General features: G+C 41.4%; 18 protein-coding genes, 5 pseudogenes and 2 other annotated features. Of the genes and pseudogenes, 8 read left to right on the top strand and 15 right to left on the bottom strand.

Annotated features, from left to right (window positions below; genetic code table 11):
* Positions 1-107, bottom strand: a sequence feature (AL1L pseudoknot). This feature is flagged as partial in the annotation.
* From FTT91_RS10395 to FTT91_RS10405, 3 genes and pseudogenes are all read right to left on the bottom strand, one after another.
* Positions 1-382 (bottom strand): annotated as a pseudogene (locus FTT91_RS10395) (transposase); the annotation flags it as partial. It overlaps the preceding feature by 107 nt.
* Before the next feature lie 77 nt (positions 383-459).
* Positions 460-858, bottom strand: a pseudogene (locus tag FTT91_RS10400) (hypothetical protein); the annotation flags it as partial.
* A complete protein-coding gene (locus FTT91_RS10405; protein ID WP_227591027.1) occupies positions 845-1,336 on the bottom strand; it encodes a hypothetical protein in 492 nt (163 codons plus the stop codon). The gene FTT91_RS10405 and the pseudogene FTT91_RS10400, both read right to left, overlap by 14 nt.
* A gap of 275 nt (positions 1,337-1,611) precedes the next feature.
* On the opposite strand from FTT91_RS10405, the gene FTT91_RS10410 reads away from it, so the two are divergent.
* The 3 genes from FTT91_RS10410 (at position 1,612) to FTT91_RS10420 (ending at position 2,971) form a co-directional block, all read left to right on the top strand.
* Positions 1,612-1,779 (top strand): YhfG family protein, encoded by a 168-nt coding sequence (locus FTT91_RS10410; RefSeq protein WP_000946583.1) that lies wholly within the window; start codon positions 1,612-1,614, stop codon positions 1,777-1,779.
* Positions 1,780-1,791: 12 nt separating this feature from the next.
* Positions 1,792-2,388 carry a putative adenosine monophosphate-protein transferase Fic gene (locus FTT91_RS10415; RefSeq protein ID WP_179990952.1) on the top strand — a complete coding sequence of 199 codons (597 nt, stop codon included), beginning with the start codon at positions 1,792-1,794 and terminating at the stop codon, positions 2,386-2,388.
* A 349-nt stretch (positions 2,389-2,737) separates the two neighbouring features.
* Positions 2,738-2,971 carry a hypothetical protein gene (locus FTT91_RS10420; RefSeq protein ID WP_180169367.1) on the top strand — a complete coding sequence of 78 codons (234 nt, stop codon included), beginning with the start codon at positions 2,738-2,740 and terminating at the stop codon, positions 2,969-2,971.
* 22 nt (positions 2,972-2,993) lie between these two features.
* Here the strand turns inward: FTT91_RS10420 and istB are convergent, their stop codons facing one another.
* From istB to cml, 4 genes are all read right to left on the bottom strand, one after another.
* Positions 2,994-3,767 (bottom strand): IS21-like element ISEc57 family helper ATPase IstB, encoded by a 774-nt coding sequence (istB, locus tag FTT91_RS10425; RefSeq protein ID WP_001053381.1) that lies wholly within the window; start codon positions 3,765-3,767, stop codon positions 2,994-2,996.
* Complete coding sequence (gene istA / locus FTT91_RS10430) at positions 3,767-4,792, bottom strand: IS21-like element ISEc57 family transposase (RefSeq protein ID WP_021545039.1); 1,026 nt, start codon at positions 4,790-4,792, stop codon at positions 3,767-3,769. Before istA ends, istB begins: the two co-directional genes overlap by 1 nt.
* Positions 4,793-5,534: 742 nt before the next feature.
* Positions 5,535-6,740, bottom strand: a complete 1,206-nt coding sequence (locus tag FTT91_RS10435) for an ISL3 family transposase (RefSeq protein ID WP_020753573.1) — start codon at positions 6,738-6,740, stop codon at positions 5,535-5,537.
* Positions 6,733-7,998 carry a CmlA/FloR family chloramphenicol efflux MFS transporter gene (cml, locus tag FTT91_RS10440; protein WP_020753574.1) on the bottom strand — a complete coding sequence of 422 codons (1,266 nt, stop codon included), beginning with the start codon at positions 7,996-7,998 and terminating at the stop codon, positions 6,733-6,735. Before cml ends, FTT91_RS10435 begins: the two co-directional genes overlap by 8 nt.
* A gap of 546 nt (positions 7,999-8,544) precedes the next feature.
* On the opposite strand from cml, the gene FTT91_RS10445 reads away from it, so the two are divergent.
* Positions 8,545-8,850 carry a helix-turn-helix domain-containing protein gene (locus FTT91_RS10445; protein WP_000366814.1) on the top strand — a complete coding sequence of 102 codons (306 nt, stop codon included), beginning with the start codon at positions 8,545-8,547 and terminating at the stop codon, positions 8,848-8,850.
* The gene (locus FTT91_RS10450; protein ID WP_000934717.1) at positions 8,850-10,115 is read left to right on the top strand and encodes a type II toxin-antitoxin system HipA family toxin; all 1,266 of its coding nucleotides are present in this window, start codon (positions 8,850-8,852) and stop codon (positions 10,113-10,115) included. Before FTT91_RS10445 ends, FTT91_RS10450 begins: the two co-directional genes overlap by 1 nt.
* A 606-nt stretch (positions 10,116-10,721) precedes the next feature.
* Here the strand turns inward: FTT91_RS10450 and FTT91_RS10455 are convergent.
* Positions 10,722-11,810: pseudogene (locus tag FTT91_RS10455) on the bottom strand (alkaline phosphatase); the annotation flags it as partial.
* 76 nt (positions 11,811-11,886) lie between these two features.
* Between FTT91_RS10455 and FTT91_RS10460 the strand changes: the two are divergent.
* Positions 11,887-12,362 (top strand): annotated as a pseudogene (locus tag FTT91_RS10460) (IS3 family transposase); the annotation flags it as partial.
* Positions 12,135-12,251 (top strand) — a sequence feature (AL1L pseudoknot). It overlaps the preceding pseudogene by 117 nt.
* A gap of 470 nt (positions 12,363-12,832) precedes the next feature.
* Here the strand turns inward: FTT91_RS10460 and FTT91_RS10465 are convergent.
* Genes FTT91_RS10465 through FTT91_RS10475 form a run of 3 tightly spaced genes read right to left on the bottom strand, consistent with a single transcriptional unit; the run spans position 12,833 to position 15,181 of the window.
* Positions 12,833-13,198, bottom strand: a complete 366-nt coding sequence (locus FTT91_RS10465; RefSeq protein ID WP_180169368.1) for a hypothetical protein — start codon at positions 13,196-13,198, stop codon at positions 12,833-12,835.
* Positions 13,199-13,217: 19 nt separating this feature from the next.
* Entirely contained in the window at positions 13,218-14,063 is an 846-nt protein-coding gene (locus FTT91_RS10470) for a hypothetical protein (RefSeq protein WP_180169369.1), read from the bottom strand.
* An 11-nt stretch (positions 14,064-14,074) separates the two neighbouring features.
* Positions 14,075-15,181, bottom strand: a complete 1,107-nt coding sequence (locus FTT91_RS10475; RefSeq protein ID WP_180169370.1) for a hypothetical protein — start codon at positions 15,179-15,181, stop codon at positions 14,075-14,077.
* Between the two features lie 468 nt (positions 15,182-15,649).
* Here FTT91_RS10475 and FTT91_RS10480 point away from each other — a divergent pair, with 468 nt between their 5' ends.
* Together FTT91_RS10480 and FTT91_RS10485 are read left to right on the top strand one after the other, a co-directional pair.
* Positions 15,650-16,624 (top strand): IS110 family transposase, encoded by a 975-nt coding sequence (locus tag FTT91_RS10480; RefSeq protein ID WP_150378074.1) that lies wholly within the window; start codon positions 15,650-15,652, stop codon positions 16,622-16,624.
* Between the two features lie 99 nt (positions 16,625-16,723).
* Positions 16,724-16,882: pseudogene (locus FTT91_RS10485) on the top strand (zinc ribbon domain-containing protein); the annotation flags it as partial.
* 21 nt (positions 16,883-16,903) lie between these two features.
* Here the strand turns inward: FTT91_RS10485 and FTT91_RS10490 are convergent.
* From FTT91_RS10490 to pcaF, 4 genes are all read right to left on the bottom strand, one after another.
* Positions 16,904-17,503, bottom strand: coding sequence for a gamma carbonic anhydrase family protein (locus FTT91_RS10490; RefSeq protein WP_180169371.1), 600 nt, complete (start codon positions 17,501-17,503; stop codon positions 16,904-16,906).
* A gap of 72 nt (positions 17,504-17,575) precedes the next feature.
* Positions 17,576-18,523: a phenylacetic acid degradation operon negative regulatory protein PaaX gene (gene paaX / locus FTT91_RS10495; RefSeq protein ID WP_180169372.1), complete on the bottom strand. Its 948-nt coding sequence runs from the start codon at positions 18,521-18,523 to the stop codon at positions 17,576-17,578.
* A gap of 64 nt (positions 18,524-18,587) precedes the next feature.
* Positions 18,588-19,880 (bottom strand): phenylacetate--CoA ligase PaaK, encoded by a 1,293-nt coding sequence (gene paaK / locus FTT91_RS10500; protein WP_180169388.1) that lies wholly within the window; start codon positions 19,878-19,880, stop codon positions 18,588-18,590.
* A gap of 55 nt (positions 19,881-19,935) precedes the next feature.
* Entirely contained in the window at positions 19,936-21,147 is a 1,212-nt protein-coding gene (gene pcaF / locus FTT91_RS10505) for a 3-oxoadipyl-CoA thiolase (RefSeq protein WP_180169373.1), read from the bottom strand.
* Between the last annotated feature and the right edge of the window lie 10 nt (positions 21,148-21,157).

The raw sequence follows: 21,157 nt of genomic DNA on the forward strand, positions 1-21,157 counted from the left end.
GGTAAAATTCTACAAATCGCTTCAACACCATATCGATCTTTATTGTTCTGGATAAAATCCACCATTATTTGTGTGGGCGGTCGAGCTCCGCCTGGGCGAAAAAAGCGGCTGCTTTACGTAGAATTTCATTGGCACGTTTTAATTCTTTAATTTCACGTTCCATTTGCTTCATTTTTTCTTGGTCAGATATCTGTTGTACTTTGGCAGGATTTAGTTGATCCATATGCTTTAAATACCAAACACGCAATGTTTCAGGAGTACAACCAATCTTAGGTGCAATAGCTGTGATTGCAGCCCAAGTAGAAGGATAATCTTTTTCAGATTCAATCAATAATTGAACCGCTCTTTCTCTGATTTCAGGGGTGTATTTTACTTTTTTCATCGGGACATTCTCTCAAGAAAAGTGGTCTCCGACAAACCCGGTACGGTTCAGTCTCCTGCTAATTCAGCACACATCACCAGCACATATCGTGAGACATAGCGTAATAGGTCACAAACATGTTTTTGCTTATTCTCAGCTTTATCAATTTTTGCAAATTCTTGATACTGCCGATATGTTAAAAAACTCGCTTGTAGAATCAAATAACGTTGCGATGACAGCTCTTGTGTATTACTAGAATCTGGACATGCAAAAAAACTCACAGCAGCTAAAAAAGAATACTTACCGATCTGTCTGGAGCCTGATATATAGCTATAAATTTGTTGTGCTAATTTGTATAGAGCGTAGACATCTTTATACAAATCATCTGATAGATCGACAAATTGTGTATTTACAATATCATCACGTAATAGACAATAATCTTGTTGATATTTTTCTGCTAAATCTAAGAATTGCTCTTGTGTTTCAATGTTTGGCATATTCATTTTCGCTTAATATTTTTATCACGTTGCATTGTTTAAATTCATTGTGATCAGAACGATTTGGTAAAAGTTGATCCTTTATTGAATTCTTTGTTAGCTTAAAAAATCTTGCAAAAAATTTAGCATCCAGTTCTTTCTGAGCTTTTCTTTCAAAGCACAAGTGTTGTTGTGATTTTTCGATAAAATCATCAAGATTATGTATCAACTGTAAGATTGCAACATAATTAGAATGCACACGTAAGCCTGGCTCCGTTTGCATTAATAGCAATATTTTTTGCCAAATTTTCACATAGATTATTTTGAACTTTGCTTGTACTACTACTTTCTGGCTCTGTTTAATCTTTTTGATTTTCAGTAGTTCTGAGTTAATTTTTACTATCTTAAATTGAACATTTTGTCGCTCAAAGCAAAAGGGCATGATAAATTGCCCCATAAATATCTCTATATTTTTTACTAAATAGTCAAATTTTAACATTTTTATCGATATAAAAAATGAGCATATCTTTGTATATTAAAATTCATTTAATTTATCAACTAAATTTTCTCAAAATTACAATTATCAACAAATACATATGGTTTACTTATCATGGGTGGTCTAAATTTTAAGAATTCTTCCACTTTTTTTTAGTTTTCTGTTATTACATGAAACAATACCGTTGTATTACATTTTAGAAATGCTGTGTATGCAGCATTGATCAAAAAGATTCTCTGCTATACTTACTTCACGTGTAGCATCAATGGAGTTTCGAAATGCTCAGAACCACTGAACAGAAAAGAAAATATATTCAAGCGACACGTTCGCAAAACTATCAAGCCAGCCTAAAGCTTGAAGGCATTACAACGACAGCTCAAACAACTCAACAAAGTAAAGCTGAAATCTTGCAAAAATATAAGAAGTATTCGCAACCCGAATCTTAGTCAGGTGCATGTATGGATAAATATGGGGAAATGGGTGACAGCCTGTATTGTTACCCTGGCACAAATATCCTAAAGAACAAACTCAATATTCGTGATGAACAAATTTTAGAACAAGCTGAACTAGAACTGTCTGGATTGGCAAGTAACTTAATTGAATATGCTGAACCACCTTACGACTTACAATACTTAAAATCAATTCATGCGCAGCTCTTTGGCGACTTATACGACTGGGCAGGAAAGTTAAGACAAATCGATATTTCCAAAGGTGACACCCGTTTTTGTAATTTTTCCCGTATTGAAATTGAAACCAATAAACTACTCAAACCGCTTCAAGAAAAAAAATACTTTCAAGGCTTAGCACCACAACAACTGATTCCTCAACTTGCCGACTTGTATTGTGAGCTTAATGTCATACACCCATTCCGTGAAGGTAATGGACGTACACAACGGATTTTCTTTGAGCATCTGATTGCTCATTGTGGTTATGGTATTGATTGGTCTCGCATTGACTCTCAACAACAATGGATTCAAGCCAATATTGAAGGTTTTTATGGTAATTTAAATCCATTAATTAAGATTTTTGAAATATGCTTTATTCAAAATACCTAAAATTTAAGTAGTCGAAGCCCACAATCCTTAATGAGCCATCATCTTTGCTTCAATCCACTGATTAATTTCCCAAATAAACCAACAATCACGATTCTTAGAAATCTTAATACTCTTCGGGTAATTTAGGATCGTAATATTCAGATTACTTATCCAGAATTGAATAGATCGTTAACTTAGATAGACTTTTAAGCAATGTAACTTGCCGCATGTTTATCAACATATGTCTCAAAAAAGTCTGCCCATACATAGATTTATGGTGTTTAGTGCTTAAATTTCAGATTAATCTTCGTCTGATGACCTGAATGGATGTTACAGATTACATGCAGGTGAATTACTCTGTGGCTGTATCATGGCTTTTGTGCAATCCAATCCATTTGATCCGAATGTTCTCTTTTGCAATAAAGCAGCCTCTTCTGCTTTTCCTGAACCAACGAACTATGTCATTGATTTGATTCAACCGACAACAGTGATGCTGAATCAAATCTCCAAAGAAGGGATTAAATGCAAGAAATGTGGTAAGAAAAAGATAGGGTGTCAACGGCAATTTAAAACTGACCCCTTTTACCTTAAAACAGCAAAGTAAAATTGACCCCTTTGATGATTTATTAAGACTCAATTTGTGGTTGAATTCCTACTCTCTTTTTATCTTTTAGACGATAACTTTCCCCAGATATTTGTACAACATGACAATGATGTAATAAACGATCCAACATTGCTGCTGTCAAAGTAACATCATCTGCGAATGATTTAGACCACTGGCTAAATGGTAAATTACTGGTCAAAATCGTACTGCCTTTTTCATAGCGCTTGGCAATAACATTAAAAAATAAATTTGCTTCTTCACGACCAAATGGTAAATATCCTATTTCATCGATAATCAATAACTTTGGAGCAAGTACAACACGTTGCATGTAGTTTTTTAATTTACCTTGTTGATAAGCTAGGCTAAGTTGCAACATTAAATCAGCTGCAGTAATAAACTTAGTCTTAATATTATTCATAATTGCCTTATAGCCTAAAGCCATTGATAGATGTGTTTTCCCAACACCACTTGCACCAATAAATACAACATTTTCAGCTCTTGGAATAAAGCTTAAATTAAATAGTTCAAGCAACTGCGACTTTGGAGCACCTAAAGCATAATTAAAATCATAAGCCTCCAACGTTTTGATTTGAGTAAGACCTGAAAGTTGTAAAAGAATCTGTTGACTACGTTGCTGCTTGGCTGTGTATTCATGTAATAGCATAGCTTCAACGAAATCTGCATAACTGCCATCCTTTGCTAAGGTTTGTTGTGCATGATGTGACCATTGTGATGCCACTGTTTGTAGACCAAGCTGACGGCAAAGCTGTTCAATACGCTCATACTGTAAATTCATTAAGAAACCTCCAGTAATTCATCATAGATTGATAAGGGGTGTTGAACACTCTCATGAGGTATGAGTGATGATGGGCTAACATCATCAATTACAGATTTTTTAGAACCATCATTAAATAAAGGTAATGAAGAAAAAAATTGTTGTTCTTCAAGCAAACGAGTACTTGGTTTTTCTTTAGTTGTTGCATGAATGCGTTGATTTGCTGTTTCACTAAGCCATCGACCAATATAGGCATTTGCCATATCAACATCTAAGCTAAGGTCAACCACCTTTAAACTTGCTTTTAATGGCACGATAAAACTTGATTTCAAATAACTATTAAAGCGTTCTACTTTACCTTTTGTTTGCGCACGATATGGCTTACAAACACGTGCTCGGAAGTTATATTTCTTAGCACAATCAAGTAATTTAGCATTCCAGCGATGTTGACCATCTTGATAAGCATCACGTTCAATGATAATGGCCTTAGCATTATCAAATAATACATCTTTAGGAACACCACCAAAGAACTGAAAAGCACTTTCTAAGCCATCAATCCATGCATCAGAACGTTCATGATCATAAAACTTAACAAAGGTTGCTCTAGAGTATCCCAAAGTTGCAACAAATGCTTTTAATGTGGTGTGATGACGTCGAATTGTTGTGAAATCAACCTGCATTTGTTGACCTGGTTGAGTCTCAAATCGCTTAATCGGCTCTGGTTGTTTAGTTGGCTTTAATGTATTGAGATAATTTTGTAGTGTTCTAATTTTCCCCGTGTAGCCTTTTTGCAAGATTTCTTGATACAACACTGCAGCCGGTATCCATTCTGGATCGGCGGCATTTACACGTTTGATTAAATACGGTTTATAAGGCTCAAGAATACTCACTTTAGATTGTGTTCGTTGATATTTAGGTGTTACTTGAGATCGTAAATATTTACGCACAGTATTTCTAGAAATACCGAGTTCGCGGCTAATTGCCTTAATAGATTGACCTTGTTGATGAAGTATTTGGATTGTCACTGCTTGCTCCAAAGTTAACATGTTGAGCAGTCCAAAAAGACCACTATATTAACCAAGGGGGTCAATTTTCAAATGCTGTTGGGGGGTCATTTTTACATTGCCGCTAACAAGGGGATGGAAGTTATTATCCGTCTAATTGGAACCAGCCCATGAGTCGAGATCAGTTGAGTAAGAATCATTTTAAATGAATAAGAGAAGGATGGCTTACCTCACTTCTCCGAATAACAATGCTATGCTTTTCAACCAAGGTTATAAATTGGCAACTACATTTCATTCTTCTTCATGCTGGTCCTATAGCCTGTAGACAATTACTACATCATTTGCATTCAATGCTCAATACAGCCTGTCAGCAGAACCGCAGCGATACTTTTTTTCGTGCATACATGTAGTGTTTAAATCCATTCATTTTTCAATGATCCTCTGCCGTTTATCACATTTATGGTCGATCTTTAACCTTGTGAAAAATGCACATACCGATCCCTTCAAACTGTCAAATTTATGTATGCATGACATTTAAAGAAAATTATCTGATCAATTTTTTTAGGTAAAATTCATCAAGAAAAAAGTTATTATTATTCATAACATCACCAATAACCACATAAAAACAATAATTTAATAAATTATTCTTCCAATTTTTTTATATTTAGTGTTATTACCTCTAAATCCATGTTTACCACCTTCTATTACATAAGTAATTTAGAAGTATCCACGATATAAATTGCTTGCCCTCACACCTCTCCCCTCTCACGCCCAAAAAATTAGTTCATCGCACTTTGCCGGGAAATGCAGCACGGATCTTGAGGAAGAAGTAGTCCGTGTCGCGGTATCCATAGGCCATCCGCTTAATGACTTTGATCCGGTTGTTCATGCCCTCCAGCACGCTGGTGTTCAGCCGGTGGAGGGCACTGGAAACGATACCCTCCATATATGGCTCCAGCTTCTTGGCAAATCGTACCAAAGCATCAATTCCGCTACCGAGGGCCATGCCGGCCCATTCCCGCCAGGCGCTTCTGGCCGTCGTCTCGCTTTCCGCAAACCATAGCGTCTTAAGTTGGTCCTTGAGCACGTACACCGTAGTCAAGAACGCATTGGCGGCCAGGAGTTCGTCCAGCTTGACCGCCTGCTCGGGCTCAAGGTTGTCAGCATTGCGTAACAGTATCCAACGGCTGCTTTTGATCACCTTGCGGGCGACCTTGTCATCTCGCAGTTGATTGGCCTGATCAACTCGCACTCTATCCATCACTTCGCGGCCATACTTAGCCACCACATGGAACAGGTCGTAGACCACCACCGCGTTGGGGCACTGGGCCTTCACTTCAAGATCGAAGGCTGAGTTCATGTCCATGGCCACTGCCTCGATCTGGTTCCGGGCATCGCCTAACCACTCGAAGAACGGCCGGATCGCCTCACGCGAGCGGCCCTCGCCAATCCACACCACTTGCTGGGTGTCGGCACAGGCGACCACCGTGGCGTAGCGATGACCCTTGTGCAAGGCGAATTCGTCCATCATCAGGCGGCGCAATCGACTTCGATCTGGCTCGTGCAAATCACGTTTGAGCCGCTCCATGTCAATAGTCTTGACTGTATGCCAATGCAAGCCCAAAAGATTGGCAACATGACTGACGGGCAGCATCTGTACTAATTTCTCAATCCAGTTGCGCAATGATTGCGTAATACGGGAGCGCGGTGGTAGCCAATCGATCCGCTCTCTGGTTGGACCGCATTGTGGACAACGCAGCCGCCGCACAGGTACATCCAACTCGACGCGATACTGCATAATTGGTGACTCGCGAACTCGGCGCCAATTGATGTCATGTACCAGGAAACAAGGGCAATCGCATCGGCTACAAATTGGCGTATGCTCCTCGTCGTGTGTAAGACGGATCAGCAAAGTCTGTTCATCTAGAAGCCCATGAGACGCTGGCGAAAAGCCCTTCCAGAACAGGCTCCAAACATCAGCGCTAGTCATGATCATGGACCGATTGCGCGCTATCGGTGCCTTGTAGCGCCAAGGCATCATGTTCTTCTTGGCTGAGATGGCGTCTGTTGGGATTGATGCAGGACAGACAAAGCACTGCTGTTGCGAGGATGAGGCAATAAGCGATGATCGGCCAGGTGGTACCAGTCGATAAAAGCGTAATAATGAGTGTCCCGATAATCCCTAACAGTAGTCCACCCAAACAGAAGTAGACTGCTGTAGCGGTCCCAGCGATATGATCGAAACCTCGAAGAGCGGCATTGGGTGCCACCGATACCGCAGTGGCGATACCAACACCCACGAGCCACATCGGGGCGATGAAGCCAAGCACCGAGACCGGTGCCAATGTCTCGCCAACAGCGAGCAACAGCGCTCCCGCCATCAGACACCCCATTCCCACTCGTAAGGTCTTCAGGCTTCCCCACCGGGGAATCAGTCGTCCCATGATTCGCGCTGTAGCCATCATAGCGATGGCCACTGTAGCAAATAGCAAGCTGAAGCTAAGTTGCGATAACCCTTGCCTCCCCATCATTAGCCAGGGGGCGGTCGAGAAAAAGACGAAAAAGCTGCCCATCCCCGCGCTGTAACAGAGCGTGTACAGCCAGAAGTTCAGGTGTTTCACAGGAGTCAATAGCTGCGACCACTGTAGGTCTGCCGTCCGGTGCCGCCGAGTCTCTGGCCAGAGTCGCCAGGCTGCGATAACAGCGCCTATCATTGCCATCCCTAGCAAGCCGAAGATTGCGCGCCATCCGAGCCACGCGTCGACCAGCGCTCCTAGCAGTGGGCCTATCGCAGGAACCATCGCAAGCATAGAGCCGAGCAAGCCATAGATGACGTTGCTTTCCTCACGGCCCGAATAGATGTCGCGTACCGTCGCGAAAGTGGAAACGAGACATGCCGAAGCGCCGCAGGCCTGAAGAACGCGGAAGCTCAGAAAAAGTTCTGGCGATGAAACTACGGTGAGGCCGAATGAAGCCGCAATATAGGCAATCCCGCCACCAAGTAAAACGGGGCGGCGACCCAGCCGATCCGACAGTGGGCCGAAGAGAAGCTGTCCGGCTCCAAGCAAAACCAGGTATGCCGTCAACGTCAGCTGGATCGTCCCTGCACCGGACCCAAGTGCATCCGCCATGAAAGGCACCACGGGCAGGTACATATCCATGCCCAGTGACGCCAGCAAATCGAATGGTGATAACAGCAATAGCGTGGCGGGAAGAGAATACCGCCAAGAAAAATCTTTTGAGCGCACGAAGCCATCTCCTTAAGTTAAGAATTTGGCGGCGCTCTTGCAGAGCAACTAGGTTCTTGAGAACGCCGCAACAACCGAAAACGAAGGTTGCTGCGGCTTACTTGTCTGCTTTCTTGGTAGCGCTCATGTGCGGGTTATCTCATGGATGAGTCCATATCGTAACAATCTTCACGCTAAAGTGCAAAGAACCAAAAAATTTATACTGAAAGGCAGATTAAGCCCGTTCGAGTTACATATAGCCGCATGCTATATTGAAAGCATTAAGAAAATATCCTCAATATTTATAGGATTTTTAAAGTATGAACTAATTTTCGAAGAACCCTTTCTAAGTAATGTGACCTATTAGGAAAAATGAAAATACTGAAATCTCCGTATCAACAATCAGTCAAAGTACATCCTGATGATTTTCTGTAACCGATACCCAAGGACTATACCTACCCTTCTGATGTGCTGTGCAACAAAGCCCTCCTTAGCCACACTATAGCTATAGATTAATTCCATTATTTTGTGATTTAATTAAATTATTCATTCTTAAGACCCAATTTAATGGATTTATATTTCACTAAACCAGAAGAAGTTGTGACTCTTTTAGGTGAGCGTTTACGTAAGCAACGACTCTTTCTGGAGATGTCTCAAGCTGAGGTAGCAGCACGCGCTGGTGTCGGCGTGAATACAGTTTCGAATCTTGAAGCGGGACGAAATGTATCTGTTGAAAATTTAGTCCGTATTGCAATGGTCTTGGGTCGATTAAACGAACTTCAGGAACTATTTAAACCTCAGCTTAACAGTGTGAATGACATTCTTCGCTATGAGAGTCAAAGTAAGCGCCACCGTATTAAGAGGAAGGGATAATGCTCAATAGACTTAATGTTTATTACAACGGTTGGGGCGAATCATGGTTATGGGGAACGCTGATTAGTTCAACAGCCACGACAGGTAGACCCACCATTGCTTTTGAATATAGTCCAGAAGCAATACAGCAAGGTGTTGAGCTCTCTTCTTACTTGCTGCCTTTAAAAGGTCTACCATTCAGACAAGGTTTTCCTACTCATCAAATGGGACTCCCAGGTCCAGTCTATGACGCTTTACCAGATGGTTGGGGCATGATGTTGATGGATCGATATTTCAAAAAAATTGGCTTAAATTCAGCACGAATTGGACCTTTGGAGCGTCTGACCTATATTAGTAGTCACGCAATGGGTGCCCTCTCCTTTGAACCTTGTGTTGCTGACATGCAAACCTCAGAAAATATCCCTTTACAACAACTGGCCCAGGAAGTTCAAGAAGTACTCAAAGGTGAAGGTGGTGAATTTCTACAGCATTTATTGGTCATGGGTGGCTCCCCTCAAGGTGCCAGACCAAAAGCGTTGGTTTACCGAGATCCTGTCAATTTAGAGTTTTCGACTCAAGATTCTGATCAACATGAAGCCTGGCTGATTAAGTTTCCTGCTCAGCAAGAGCATCCTGAAGTCTGCGCCATTGAAGCCGTCTATGCAGAATGTTTGCGACTTTGTGCAATTGAGACTCCAGATACCCATTTCTTTAATTTGCCCAATGGTTTAACGGCTTTTGCTTCTAAACGATTCGATCGTCAAAATGGTATGCGGATTCCAATGCAGAGTTTGGCTGCATATACAGGAGCAGACTATAAAGTTCCAGGTAGCCTAGACTATCGCAATTTTCTCCGGGCAACCTTGATGTGTACGCAAGATGTACGAGAAAGATTGCATGCTTTTAAACGTGCTGTGTTTAATGTGCTTTTCAATAATCGGGATGACCATACTAAGAACTTTTCATTTCTCATGGAGAAAAATGGTCAATGGAAATTGGCTCCAGCCTATGATGTGACCTTCTGCGAGGGTCCAGGTGGTTATCATCAAATGGACATTATGGGAGAAGCGCTCAATATTTCCCGAAATGACATACATAAACTCGGTACTTCAGAAGCTAATCTGACTACTCTAGAAGTCGATGAGATCATCTTGACCATGCGTGAAATTGCACTTCAATTTAGTCAAATTGCGCAGCGCCTGTATCCCCATCAAATTCGAGAATCTACCCTACAGATGATTCAATCACGGATTCAACAGAATATTGATTTTTTAACTGAAACCTAAGCGTAAATATAAACTAAGCGCCAACCATCAACTGCAAATAGACTTTGATATAGTTAGTCGCTACATAATCTGTAGAACCTGTGAATTAGCTCTCTTTATAATCACGAATATTAGATGGATCACCGCCAAGATATATTCTGCAAACGTGAAATCACTACATCCAGATCGAAAATCACTAAGAAAAAACTGTCACCAAAAAAAGGTCTGCACTATGGATAGATGCAGACCAAACTCTGGATAACTACCAGCACGAGAAATATGTCGCAATTTTGCATAGACATGAATTTGATAAAATCAGCCCAGAAAGCCAGAAATTCATAAAAACTATTTCATCAATCCCCTATAACTTAATCACGTTCATGGTCGATCTTAAATCTTGTGAAAAGTACTCATGCTGACCTAGCCAAACTGTAAAACTCATGTATTTATAGCCTTTAAATGAATCTTTCAATCGGTATATTTAAGGTAAAAACTAGTAATCAGAAGTTATTATCACCCCCATATAAAACAAGGATCAACTTAAAAACAATAACTTAGTAAATTATTCTTTCATTTTTTTTATATTTAGTGTTATTTTAATGTACTATTCATTGGATATCCCTCTACTTATAAGCCTGTGATCTTGCGAATCAGATGGTTCACTTTAACATTCTCTAAGCTGCCCGAGAATTGCTCTGCTCCCTGCCCTATGGCTTCCAAGAAAACATCAGCCCCGCCATGTGTTTCTTTATCTTTAAAACCTGTCTGAATCACGGCTTCTTGCTGGAAATCATCCGCAGCAGCTCCCGTACACCAACCAGTTTCACTCAAAGGATAAGTAAAACTATATTTCTCACCTTGTTTAGGTTGTGGACCCTGTACTGGATGACAGATATCACTGTCTTTCAAATTGATTACTAGGTCATCCATCCGATTTTGTGTCGGACGCTTTTTGCCCGTACCAAAACCAATAATCGGATAAGGTTGTCCATGAATATCTTTGGCAAAACCCGCACGATCATAGTTTTTAACCAAACCTAGTACACTGGTTTCCTGACCTTGTACATATTTTCCAGTACGCTTGGCATAGCCATTTAAAATTAGAGTGTGATCATGATCTGCAGTTATCACAATCAAGGTATTTTTTAATTCAGGGTCACTTTGTCGAAGTTTTTTAATGGTTGCATCCAAAGCCTCGTTTAGGGCAATTGTATCCTGTAATGCACGCTTAGCATTGGTGTCATGTAAAGCATGGTCTATACGTCCCCCTTCAACCATCAGGAAAAAACCATTTTTATTTTGGGTTAGAATGTCCAAAGCGGCCAACGTCATTTGCTTTAAGCTAGGTTCAGGCAAGTTTTTTTTGGTTCGATCTAAGTCATAATTTAAATGGCTAGTATTAAACAAACCCAATAATTTTTCATTCTTTCCTAACTTCATCTGGGAGAGTTGAGTTTGATCATAGACCACTCGATAGCCTGCTTGTTGCATTTCTGCGATCAAATTCCGTTGGTCTATCCGTTCTCCCCCTTGATCTTTCGGCAGAAATTGACGCTTACCCCCGCCTAGAATCACATCAACCCCATCTTTTAATTTGACGTTATAACGCTGATAGGTATCACCTTGCGAACTTGGTACTAATTGGGATGCTATGTCATTTTCAGCATCACGATGACAAATATGGGCATAAGTCGATGCTGGTGTAGCATGCGTAATGAACCGTACCGGGTTTGTCGGAGAGTCAATATTCTGAGAGACTATCCCGATGACATAATTAAAATATACCCCTGAAATCAGAGAAAGAGCGGTTCAATTATTGATTGAATCCGAAAAAGATTATCCATCGAATTGGGCTGCAATCACAGCAATTGCTCCCAAGATTGGCTGTACTCCTGAAACACTACGTGTTTGGTATCAAAAATATTTAGATAAACAAAATCCAGTTAAAGTACAGCAGCTTTCAGACCAAGAACGTATCAAACAACTCGAACGCGAAAATAAAGAACTGCAACGCGCCAATGAGATTCTACGTAAAGCAGCTGCTTTTTTCGCCCAGACGGAGCTCGACCGCCCACACAAATAATGGTGGATTTCATCTATAACAATAAAGATCGATATGGTGTTGATGCGATTTGTAGGATTTTACCGATCGCAGCTTCAACCTATTACCGAACTTTAGATCTCGCTGACAATCCAGAACATCGAGCGAAACGAGATCTACATGATGAGCATCATGCTGAACAAATTAAACGAATTTGGAAAAAAACGTAAGTTGTTTATTTTATTGTACTTATATACACAGCAATTTATACAATTTAATGTAAATTATGTTGGTGACTATTGCCAATATCGGGCTTTTATTTTCTAACTGTGAACGGGGAGAAACTTTATCCCGTCATGCAAGAGAATGAAAAGACAAAGCAGTTAAATTTCAGAATTTGAGCTAGTGGTTCAGCTCGTGTTTTAAAGCATCCCGACCCTGAAAAATGTGCTTTAGAAGTAAGCGAGTTGGAGATGTTCGTGGCTATTGTAAATCAAGGTTTCTTTACACGAATCAAACTTGTGGAAGGTAAAAAAGCCACAGTACAACTATCGTAATAAACACAGTCGCGATGTTAAAGAGCTAGTGATTCATCCTGACTGGCTACATCTAAAAAAATAAAATGCACATACACTGCATAACTGCATAACTGCATAACTGCATAGCTTTCACTATGCAGTGATCAGATCCCTATTTACTATTTCATTAAACGTAAAAACTGAGGATTATTGACCTTCATTTGCAGGTTGTTTTTGTATTCTTCAATAGTGCCACGAGCACAGAAACGCTTCCCCACCATATTATCAATACGACCAAAACGTTCTTCAAACCATCGATAGTTATCATCCCACACTAAAAGAGTAAGCGTCTGATTAGGATATTTTTTATCCAAATTTAGATAGTGACGATTATCGAAATGCTTAACTTCTGCCAATTGACCACACGCCATTACACTTTTTCCAACATGGAATGGGGCTTTAATCGCTTCAATTTTTAACTCTTGTGCAAAATTATGAGCGCTTGCTAAAGATAATACTGACATCGCTAGGATTTTTTTAAACATCTCTTTCCCTCTTCAAAAATTAATTAATTGAGATCTGATTTTCCATCGAGTCTATAACTATTTGAGGAATTCCTTTATAGCGGTCAATTAATCCTGATACACAAATATTGCTACCTTCTGTAAAAGGTGTTGCTTGAATTGACCAAATCACTGCACTGAATTTATGTTTAGGAAAACTGCCACCAAAGTTTAGATATGTAGCTTGTGCAGTTTGTGAAATCTGACTTATTACTCCACATACAGTTCTATTCTCGCCAACATACAAACCCACGTTTTCTACACCAATTCGACTATATGGTGCTGTGGGTTGACTATCACCATTTTCATAAGTTGGCCTTACATCGAAATCATCAACCATAACCGGCTCTTCAATCGGCTCAAAGCTTGTAGCATGATTACTTTCCACCTGTACATCGTTGCTTATCACTGGTACATAGCGGTCTGGTAAATTCTGCTTTTGCTCACTGACCACCGACTCATCTAATGCAGATTCATTTATCTCTGGATCTATCAAAGATGCTCCATTATCTAATACAGTAGTTGGTTCGTTCTTGAAAAATAGAAGATAAAAAACTAGCAAAACCAAGAATGCTACCAAGCTGATCACTATCGCTTTGTATTTTTTGATCTTACGATCTTGCTCTTGGAAGTGTGGATCAAGTCCTGCTTGCTTTCTTAGCTCTAATTCCTGCTCAAGCTTCTTTCTCTGCGTTTCTAGAACCAACTCATCTTTCTTTTTCTGTTGCTCAAGATCGTACCTTTCTTTTTCTTTGACCTGTGCATAGGTTTCAGAAAAGAAGTTACAAATACTTAAAACAATTAGAATCCCCACGAAAATAGCAAGACCAATTACAAAATCAAGCATCGGATTTCTCTTTAAATTATTTGATCCATTGAACTTAAAACCATCTGAGGTTTACCTTTGTACTCTTCAATAACCCCATGAATACAAAGTGTCTTATTTTCTATATCTTGAAGCTGTTGGCTAATATGCGAATTATTTTGCCAAATCACAGCAGTAAATGTCGGATTCGGATAAGGACGGTCAAAGTTCAAATAGACCCCTTTTGAGAATTTTTTATATTGCACAACCTGCCCACATACCGTTTTGGTTTGACCAACGTACTGTGTACTATTTGATGATTGAATGTATGACTGACTACGTTCGTGATTGGGCTGTGCAGACTGCTCTGAATAGCTCGAAGCAGTTTTAAAAGCCATAGTTTCATTATTTGGGATCGTTCTATTTGACTGAAGATAAAAAATAGCCCCTAATGCAATGCTAGCAATCAAACCGACAGCGATATAGATATGCTTTTGCATTTCTTTTTTCACTGAGCCTAATTGCTCATCATGCCTGCCCTTAATATCTGTAAGCTCTTTTCGAAACTCTTTAATCTCTTGTGTATGGTTTTGCTTAAACATCTCTAAACCACTGCGAACTTGGCTTAGTCCATTATTTACGTTTGGAGATTGAGTCGTGTGTTCTTTAAGCTTTAATTTTTCGTATTCAGCAATCTTAGCTTCATACTCTTGTATCAGCTTTTGAATTTGCTTCTGTTTTGAATCTGCAGTGACTTGATGATTCGCCTGAACCTGCAATGCTCTACGAATCTCATCAATGACCACATTCTGTTCTTGAAAGGCTTTTTTATTTGTATAACGTAATACAATACCAAATTGCTGAATCAGATCGTTTTGACGCTCTAAGAAATCGTTAAATTTTTCATAGCCCTTGTTATTAATTTTTGCATAACCATCCAGCTCAATTGGCAGTTTATAACCCTTCGCATCATTCAGGATCATAAAATCGATATATCGATTTCCTGACTTGTTATCCTTAAAAGGGAATTGAGCAATAACATCATCAGGGGTAATTTCAGGAATTTGGCTGAGTATTTCGTCTACAAATTTTTCTTCATACCCCACGATATGTTGAATTTTATAGCGGTTTTCATATTTCCACTTTTGCCAATCTAACATCGCGCTTACCCCAAATTCTTATTAATTTAGCTAATCATGCAACTTTATTTTAAAACCATAGGTAAAATAAGCACTAAGAAAGTAAACTTATTTCTTTATTTACCTACTGATTTTCAATAGCATTTTACTTTGACAGAACATTAAGACAAGACAGCTTAAAGTTTTATAACATCAAGTGTTTAAAATAAAACCACTTACAACGTCTCTTAAAATTGTAATTTGAATATCAGGAAATGACACAATAGACCTTGTATCTTGGAGCTTGTAGTGATTAGCTTCCACTATATGCAAATTGTAGAGTTTGTAATAGACCTAAGACTTTTAGTCTGTGAAAGAGATAAAACCTACAATTTGCCCTAACCACTTGCACAACTCTGGACGGTAACTAAGCACTTTGATGCTGTATTCACAAGAAAAGACGGTGGTTATGCTAAAACAATAATTGGATAAATAAAGCAGGTAAAGATTATGTTTTATCTTGGTATTGATGTTGCTAAAGCTAAAATTGATTGCTGTTTAATTTTAGAAAATTCTGCAAGTAAAAAGAAAACCAAAACTTTTTCAAATACACCAAAAGGTTTTGAGCAACTTCAAACCTGGCTAAAGCAGCATGCTGCAACTTCTACGCAGACCATTATCTTAATGGAAGCCACATCTATTTATCATGAACTCTTGGCTAAATATTTATTTGATGCGGACTATCAAGTCTGTGTAACCAATCCTGCCAGAGCTCGATATTTTGCTCAGAGTATGTCTAAGCTAAATAAAACAGACAAGGTGGATAGTGAAGTTCTAGCTCGATTTGCGATGACTGCCGATCTACATTTTTGGCAACCTTTACCCCAACCTATTCAATTTCTGAATGCTTTGCTAGATAGAAGAGCTGTGCTTTGTGAAGATTTACAACGTGAAAAGAATCGTTTGGAAAAAGCAGAGTCTACCTTCACGATGGAACCTGTACTTCAGTCTATCCATAAGAGTATTAGGCAGTTAAACAAGCACATTCAGGGTATCGACCAGCAAATTGATGCTCATATCGATCAGAATCCTGATTTAAGAAATGATAAAGAACTGCTCAGCAGTATTCCAGCTATTGCAGATCGAACCAGTTTATTAATGCTCAGTTTCTTGCGCAGCCATACTTTTGAAAGCGCTAGTCAAGCGGCCGCCTTTGTTGGCTTGGTCCCCATTCAAAAGCAATCAGGTAGCTCCATTCATGGCAGAAGCCGTTTATCCAAAGCGGGCTCTTCCAAAATACGTGCCGGTTTATATATGGCAGCCATTGTCGCAACTCGGCATAATCCCCACATTAGAGGGATGAATGAAAGATTATTGGCCAATGGTAAAACCAAAATGATGGCGATTGGAGCTGCGATGAGGAAGTTGGTTCATCTTTGTTATGGTGTACTCAAACACCAACAACCTTATCAAGCGGATTATTGAGCATGAATTCTCAATAATTTGCTTGACGTTTCAGACGGTATCTCTTGCGAAAGTATTATTTTTGACTATTTTAGACTTTGATATTTATTTAAAAATCAAGAGATCACTACAAGCAGTCCGAAAGGTAGAACAGGACTTGGAATAAGAGAATGGGGGTGTGTGAACTGCGGTACAGTTCACGATAGAGATAAGAACTCTGCTCTAAACATTCTTGCGCTTGGGCATAAGCGTCTAGCAGTAGGAATCACCTCCGTTTAGGGAGGTGAGGATGTCAAACAATTAAGCCTGTTTTTTAATCACATGCTCGGCGGAAAAATCACGATAGCTACGGCGTGAGGCAGATTGTTCAGGCAATGGCTCAACCTCCTGCATACTATTCAGACAGCGCGCAGTCAGTTCAATATATTGCTGGGTGCCATGCCGTTTCCAGGCAATTTCCTTCTCTTCCAGTGGTCGTACCGCCTTGGCCGGACTGCCAAGTGCCAGCACATTGGCCGGAATCTGGGCTTTGGCTTTCACGGTACTGTTGGCGCCAATAATGGTATTTTCACCAATTTCCGCCTCATCCAGAATCACGCTGTTCATACCGACCAGGACATTTTTGCGAATAATGCAGCCATGCAAAATCGCACCATGACCAATATGACCATATTCTTCCACCAGCGTCACACTGTCCGGAAAACCATGCACCGTACAGGAATCCTGTACATTGGCATTCTGCTGGATATGAATCCGGCCGAAGTCGGCACGTAACGCAGCAAATGGCCCGATATAAGCTCCGGCTTCAATAATCACATCACCAATAAGTACAGCGGTTGGATGCACATAGGCCTGTGGATGCACCACAGGAATCACACCATCAATGGAGTAACACGGCATATTTTATTCCTTTAAAATAAGCGGACTGAACGCTTCTCCACCCCACTGGACAAGGAAGCAGCATGAATAAGCTCAAACCAATGAGCTGGGTTCTTCTATTTTAATACCGCCAAAACGCTTGAAGAATTGCGGATGTGCCGGTGGCATCGAACCTTCCGAAGTACGCGCCAGCTCCATAAAGAATTCTTCTCCAGCACTGACTACACGCTGATACAAGTTGCTACTTAAGTTACGCGCATTCAGCGATAACCAGTCCGATGGCAGCAATTCAAACGGCAGGTTCGGATCTTTCAGCAAAATCCGGCGATATTGATGAATCAGCAAAATCCGGATCTGAAAGGCCTGCACCGGATCCAGTTCTTGTTCAGCATCGATCAGATTCAGAAATTCGCGGAAATCGCCCATGAATTTTTCATAACGCTGATGCAGCTCAGGCACTGGCCAGTTGGTTGCCACCATGCGTTTAATGGTTGGATATGACTCCTGCCATAACTGCAAGGTTTCGGCTTTAAAAATCACCACCTGATCGGTCATTTGCAGATTGAGCAGCAGATTCTGCAGTTTTAGATGATCACAGCTCGGATAAGCCATAACATTGGTGGCAATATTGGCAAAACCAAGCCATTCCAGTTCTTTCTTTAAAATGGCCTTATTTTCCAGCTCGACAGAACTGAGCAATACCAGATCCCATTTTTGGTCCCATTCCTTGTGCTGAAAGCTATAAATTTTCTGGTCCGCCATAATAAAGCGCTGACTGCTGTTTTCGGTAATGCGGTAATAACTGGTCCTGCCAATTTTTTCCGACACCAGCCAGCCATTTTGTACCAGACGAAACACCGCTGTACGTACTGAACGCTCATTCAGACCAAACACATCCATCAGCTGGATCAGGCTGGCCAGACTGATAATGCCACCACGATGAAAAATACAGTCACCAAATACCGTCATAATCAGCGAAGTTCCACTCAGGGCTTCTTTCTGAATAAAATCCTCAATACTTTGTTTTAATTTTGGATTCATTGCGATGAGTTCATACCTTATACATGTTTAAGGATGATTAACCAGAGTTAATCATCCACCGAAGCTATGCAGACTTTCGGATATCAAATACCCGCTGCGCCTTACCTTCTGAACGTGGCAGGCTGCCTTCCGGCAACACATCCACTGTCACGCTAATACCCACCATGGTTTTAATCTGGGCTTTTAACTGCCCGGCCAACTGGTGCGCCATGACATCATTGGTATCTTTACGCATTTCTGCCTGAATATGCAATGTGTCGAGGTGTCCCTGTTTACAAATATTAATCTGATAATTCGGAATCAGCTGAGGAATATGCAAAATCTGCTCTTCAATTTGTGACGGGAACACGTTCACACCGCGGATAATCATCATATCATCGCTGCGTCCAACGATTTTGTCCATACGACGCATGGTGCGTGCCGTGCCTGGCAACAGACGGGTCAGGTCACGGGTACGATAACGGATCACTGGCATACCTTCTTTGGTGATGGTGGTAAAGACCAGCTCGCCCAGTTCTCCATCTGGCAGCACTTCACCAGTTTCCGGGTTAATAATTTCCGGATAGAAATGATCTTCCCAGATGGTTGGGCCATCTTTACTTTCCAGACACTCCATGGCCACACCCGGTCCCATCACTTCGGACAGGCCATAAATATCCAGCGCATCAATGCCCAGACGCTCTTCAATTTCCTTGCGCATTTCATTGGTCCACGGCTCGGCACCAAAAATACCGGTTTTAATCGAGCAGTCTTTGGCTGTGCCAAATTTCTTTTCCAGTGCTTCAATAATATTCAGGCAGTAAGATGGTGTAACCATTAATGCTGTCGGTTTAAAATCATGAATGAGCTGTGCCTGACGCTCAGTCTGACCACCTGACATTGGAATAACAGTAGCACCCAAGCGTTCTACACCATAATGTGCGCCCAGACCACCGGTAAACAGACCATAACCATAAGACACCTGGATGGTATCTTTATTGCTCAAACCCGCAGCACGCAGTGAACGTGCCACCACATCCGACCAGGTCTGAATATCCTGCTGGGTATAACCGACCACGGTTGGCTGGCCGGTGGTGCCTGAAGAAGCATGCACACGAACAATCTGCTCCTGCGGTACAGCAAACATGCCAAATGGATAGTTGTCTCGTAAATCTTTCTTGGTGGTAAACGGGAACTTGGCCAAGTCTTCCAGAGATTTGAAATCATCAGGATGGACACCTGCTTCATCAAACTTCTTTTTATAGACCGGGCTGTTCTGGTAGGCATGCTGTAGCGTTTTTTTCATTCGCTCCAGCTGGACGCTACGGAGTTCATCAATTGAAACGGTTTCGATTTTTTCCATTGCATTGTTATTCATATTCTTACTCCTATTCAATCATCCTGATTGAGTATGTTTTTAATCGGACTACTTCCTATTCCACATTTTCGATAATCATGGCCACGCCCTGGCCTACCCCTACACACATGGTGCAGAGTGCATATTTTCCATTCCGACGTTTTAATTCTTTCATTGCAGTAAGCACTAAACGGGTACCGCTCATGCCCAAAGGATGACCTAGGGCAATCGCACCGCCATTCGGGTTCACGCGTGGATCATCATCTTGAAGACCAAGCTCACGTGTCACCGCCAGTGCCTGTGCAGCAAAAGCTTCATTCAGTTCAATCACATCCATCTGGTCCAGGGTCAGACCACTTAAGGCCAGTACCTTTCGTACCGCAGGAACCGGGCCAATGCCCATATATTTTGCTTCAACACCGGCACTGGCCGATGCCACAACTTTGGCCTGTGGTTTAAGCTGATGCTGCGTAACAAAAGTCTGATTGGCCAGCATGACACAGGCTGCACCATCATTGACACCAGAAGCATTGCCTGCAGTGACCGAACCGCCTTCCTTACGAAATGGGGTTTTTAAACTATTCAAGGCTTCCAGTGTGGTATCCGCACGAGGATGTTCATCGACCTGAATGCTGATGCTGTTCTTTTTACGGTCCTGGATTTCAACCGGCATGATTTCTTCAGCAAAAATCCCGTTTTGCTGAGCGACTGCGGTTTTTTGCTGGCTGCGATAGGCAAACAGATCCTGATCGGCACGGTTAATCTGGTACTTTTCCGCGACGTTTTCCGCAGTTTCCGGCATGCTGTCGACACCAAACTGCACTTTAAATTTTGGATTGATAAAACGCCAGCCAATGGTGGTATCAAAAATTTGCGGTGTGCGGCTAAAAGCAGTTTCAGGTTTGGACTGCACAAAAGGCGCGCGGCTCATGGATTCAACACCGCCGGCCAGAACAAACCTGGCTTCACCGGCTTTAATCGCACGTGCAGCTGTGGCAATGGCATCCAGTCCCGACGCACATAAACGGTTCAGTGTGATGGCTGAAACATTGTCAGGTAAGCCCGCCAGCAAGCTCGCCATACGTGCCACATTGCGGTTATCTTCACCGGCCTGATTGGCACAGCCTAAAATCACCTCGTCCAGTTCATGCCAAGGCAACTCCGGATGCTGGTTTTTTAAATACTGAATTGGTAAAGCAGCAAGGTCATCGGCACGGATGCTGCTGAGCACGCCGGCATAACGGCCAATTGGGGTGCGAATTCCATCGCAAATAAATACCTGTTCCATCGTCCTGTGG

The sequence above is a fragment of the Acinetobacter sp. YH12021 genome (assembly GCF_013420145.1).
Lineage (GTDB): Bacteria > Pseudomonadota > Gammaproteobacteria > Pseudomonadales > Moraxellaceae > Acinetobacter > Acinetobacter towneri.

Excerpts from the sequence above, each read along its gene's own strand:
- paaK (WP_180169388.1), bottom strand. The coding sequence starts at position 19,880 with ATGAATAACAATGCAATGGAAAAAATCGAAACCGTTTCAATTGATGAA.
- istA (WP_021545039.1), bottom strand. The coding sequence starts at position 4,792 with ATGTTAACTTTGGAGCAAGCAGTGACAATCCAAATACTTCATCAACAA.
- pcaF (WP_180169373.1), bottom strand. The coding sequence starts at position 21,147 with ATGGAACAGGTATTTATTTGCGATGGAATTCGCACCCCAATTGGCCGT.
- FTT91_RS10420 (WP_180169367.1), top strand. The coding sequence starts at position 2,738 with ATGGCTTTTGTGCAATCCAATCCATTTGATCCGAATGTTCTCTTTTGC.
- FTT91_RS10445 (WP_000366814.1), top strand. The coding sequence starts at position 8,545 with ATGGATTTATATTTCACTAAACCAGAAGAAGTTGTGACTCTTTTAGGT.
- paaX (WP_180169372.1), bottom strand. The coding sequence starts at position 18,523 with ATGAATCCAAAATTAAAACAAAGTATTGAGGATTTTATTCAGAAAGAA.
- FTT91_RS10490 (WP_180169371.1), bottom strand. The coding sequence starts at position 17,503 with ATGCCGTGTTACTCCATTGATGGTGTGATTCCTGTGGTGCATCCACAG.
- FTT91_RS10415 (WP_179990952.1), top strand. The coding sequence starts at position 1,792 with ATGGATAAATATGGGGAAATGGGTGACAGCCTGTATTGTTACCCTGGC.
- FTT91_RS10435 (WP_020753573.1), bottom strand. The coding sequence starts at position 6,740 with ATGACTAGCGCTGATGTTTGGAGCCTGTTCTGGAAGGGCTTTTCGCCA.
- istB (WP_001053381.1), bottom strand. The coding sequence starts at position 3,767 with ATGAATTTACAGTATGAGCGTATTGAACAGCTTTGCCGTCAGCTTGGT.
- FTT91_RS10480 (WP_150378074.1), top strand. The coding sequence starts at position 15,650 with ATGTTTTATCTTGGTATTGATGTTGCTAAAGCTAAAATTGATTGCTGT.
- FTT91_RS10465 (WP_180169368.1), bottom strand. The coding sequence starts at position 13,198 with ATGTTTAAAAAAATCCTAGCGATGTCAGTATTATCTTTAGCAAGCGCT.
- FTT91_RS10405 (WP_227591027.1), bottom strand. The coding sequence starts at position 1,336 with ATGTTAAAATTTGACTATTTAGTAAAAAATATAGAGATATTTATGGGG.
- FTT91_RS10450 (WP_000934717.1), top strand. The coding sequence starts at position 8,850 with ATGCTCAATAGACTTAATGTTTATTACAACGGTTGGGGCGAATCATGG.
- FTT91_RS10410 (WP_000946583.1), top strand. The coding sequence starts at position 1,612 with ATGCTCAGAACCACTGAACAGAAAAGAAAATATATTCAAGCGACACGT.
- FTT91_RS10475 (WP_180169370.1), bottom strand. The coding sequence starts at position 15,181 with ATGTTAGATTGGCAAAAGTGGAAATATGAAAACCGCTATAAAATTCAA.
- FTT91_RS10470 (WP_180169369.1), bottom strand. The coding sequence starts at position 14,063 with ATGCTTGATTTTGTAATTGGTCTTGCTATTTTCGTGGGGATTCTAATT.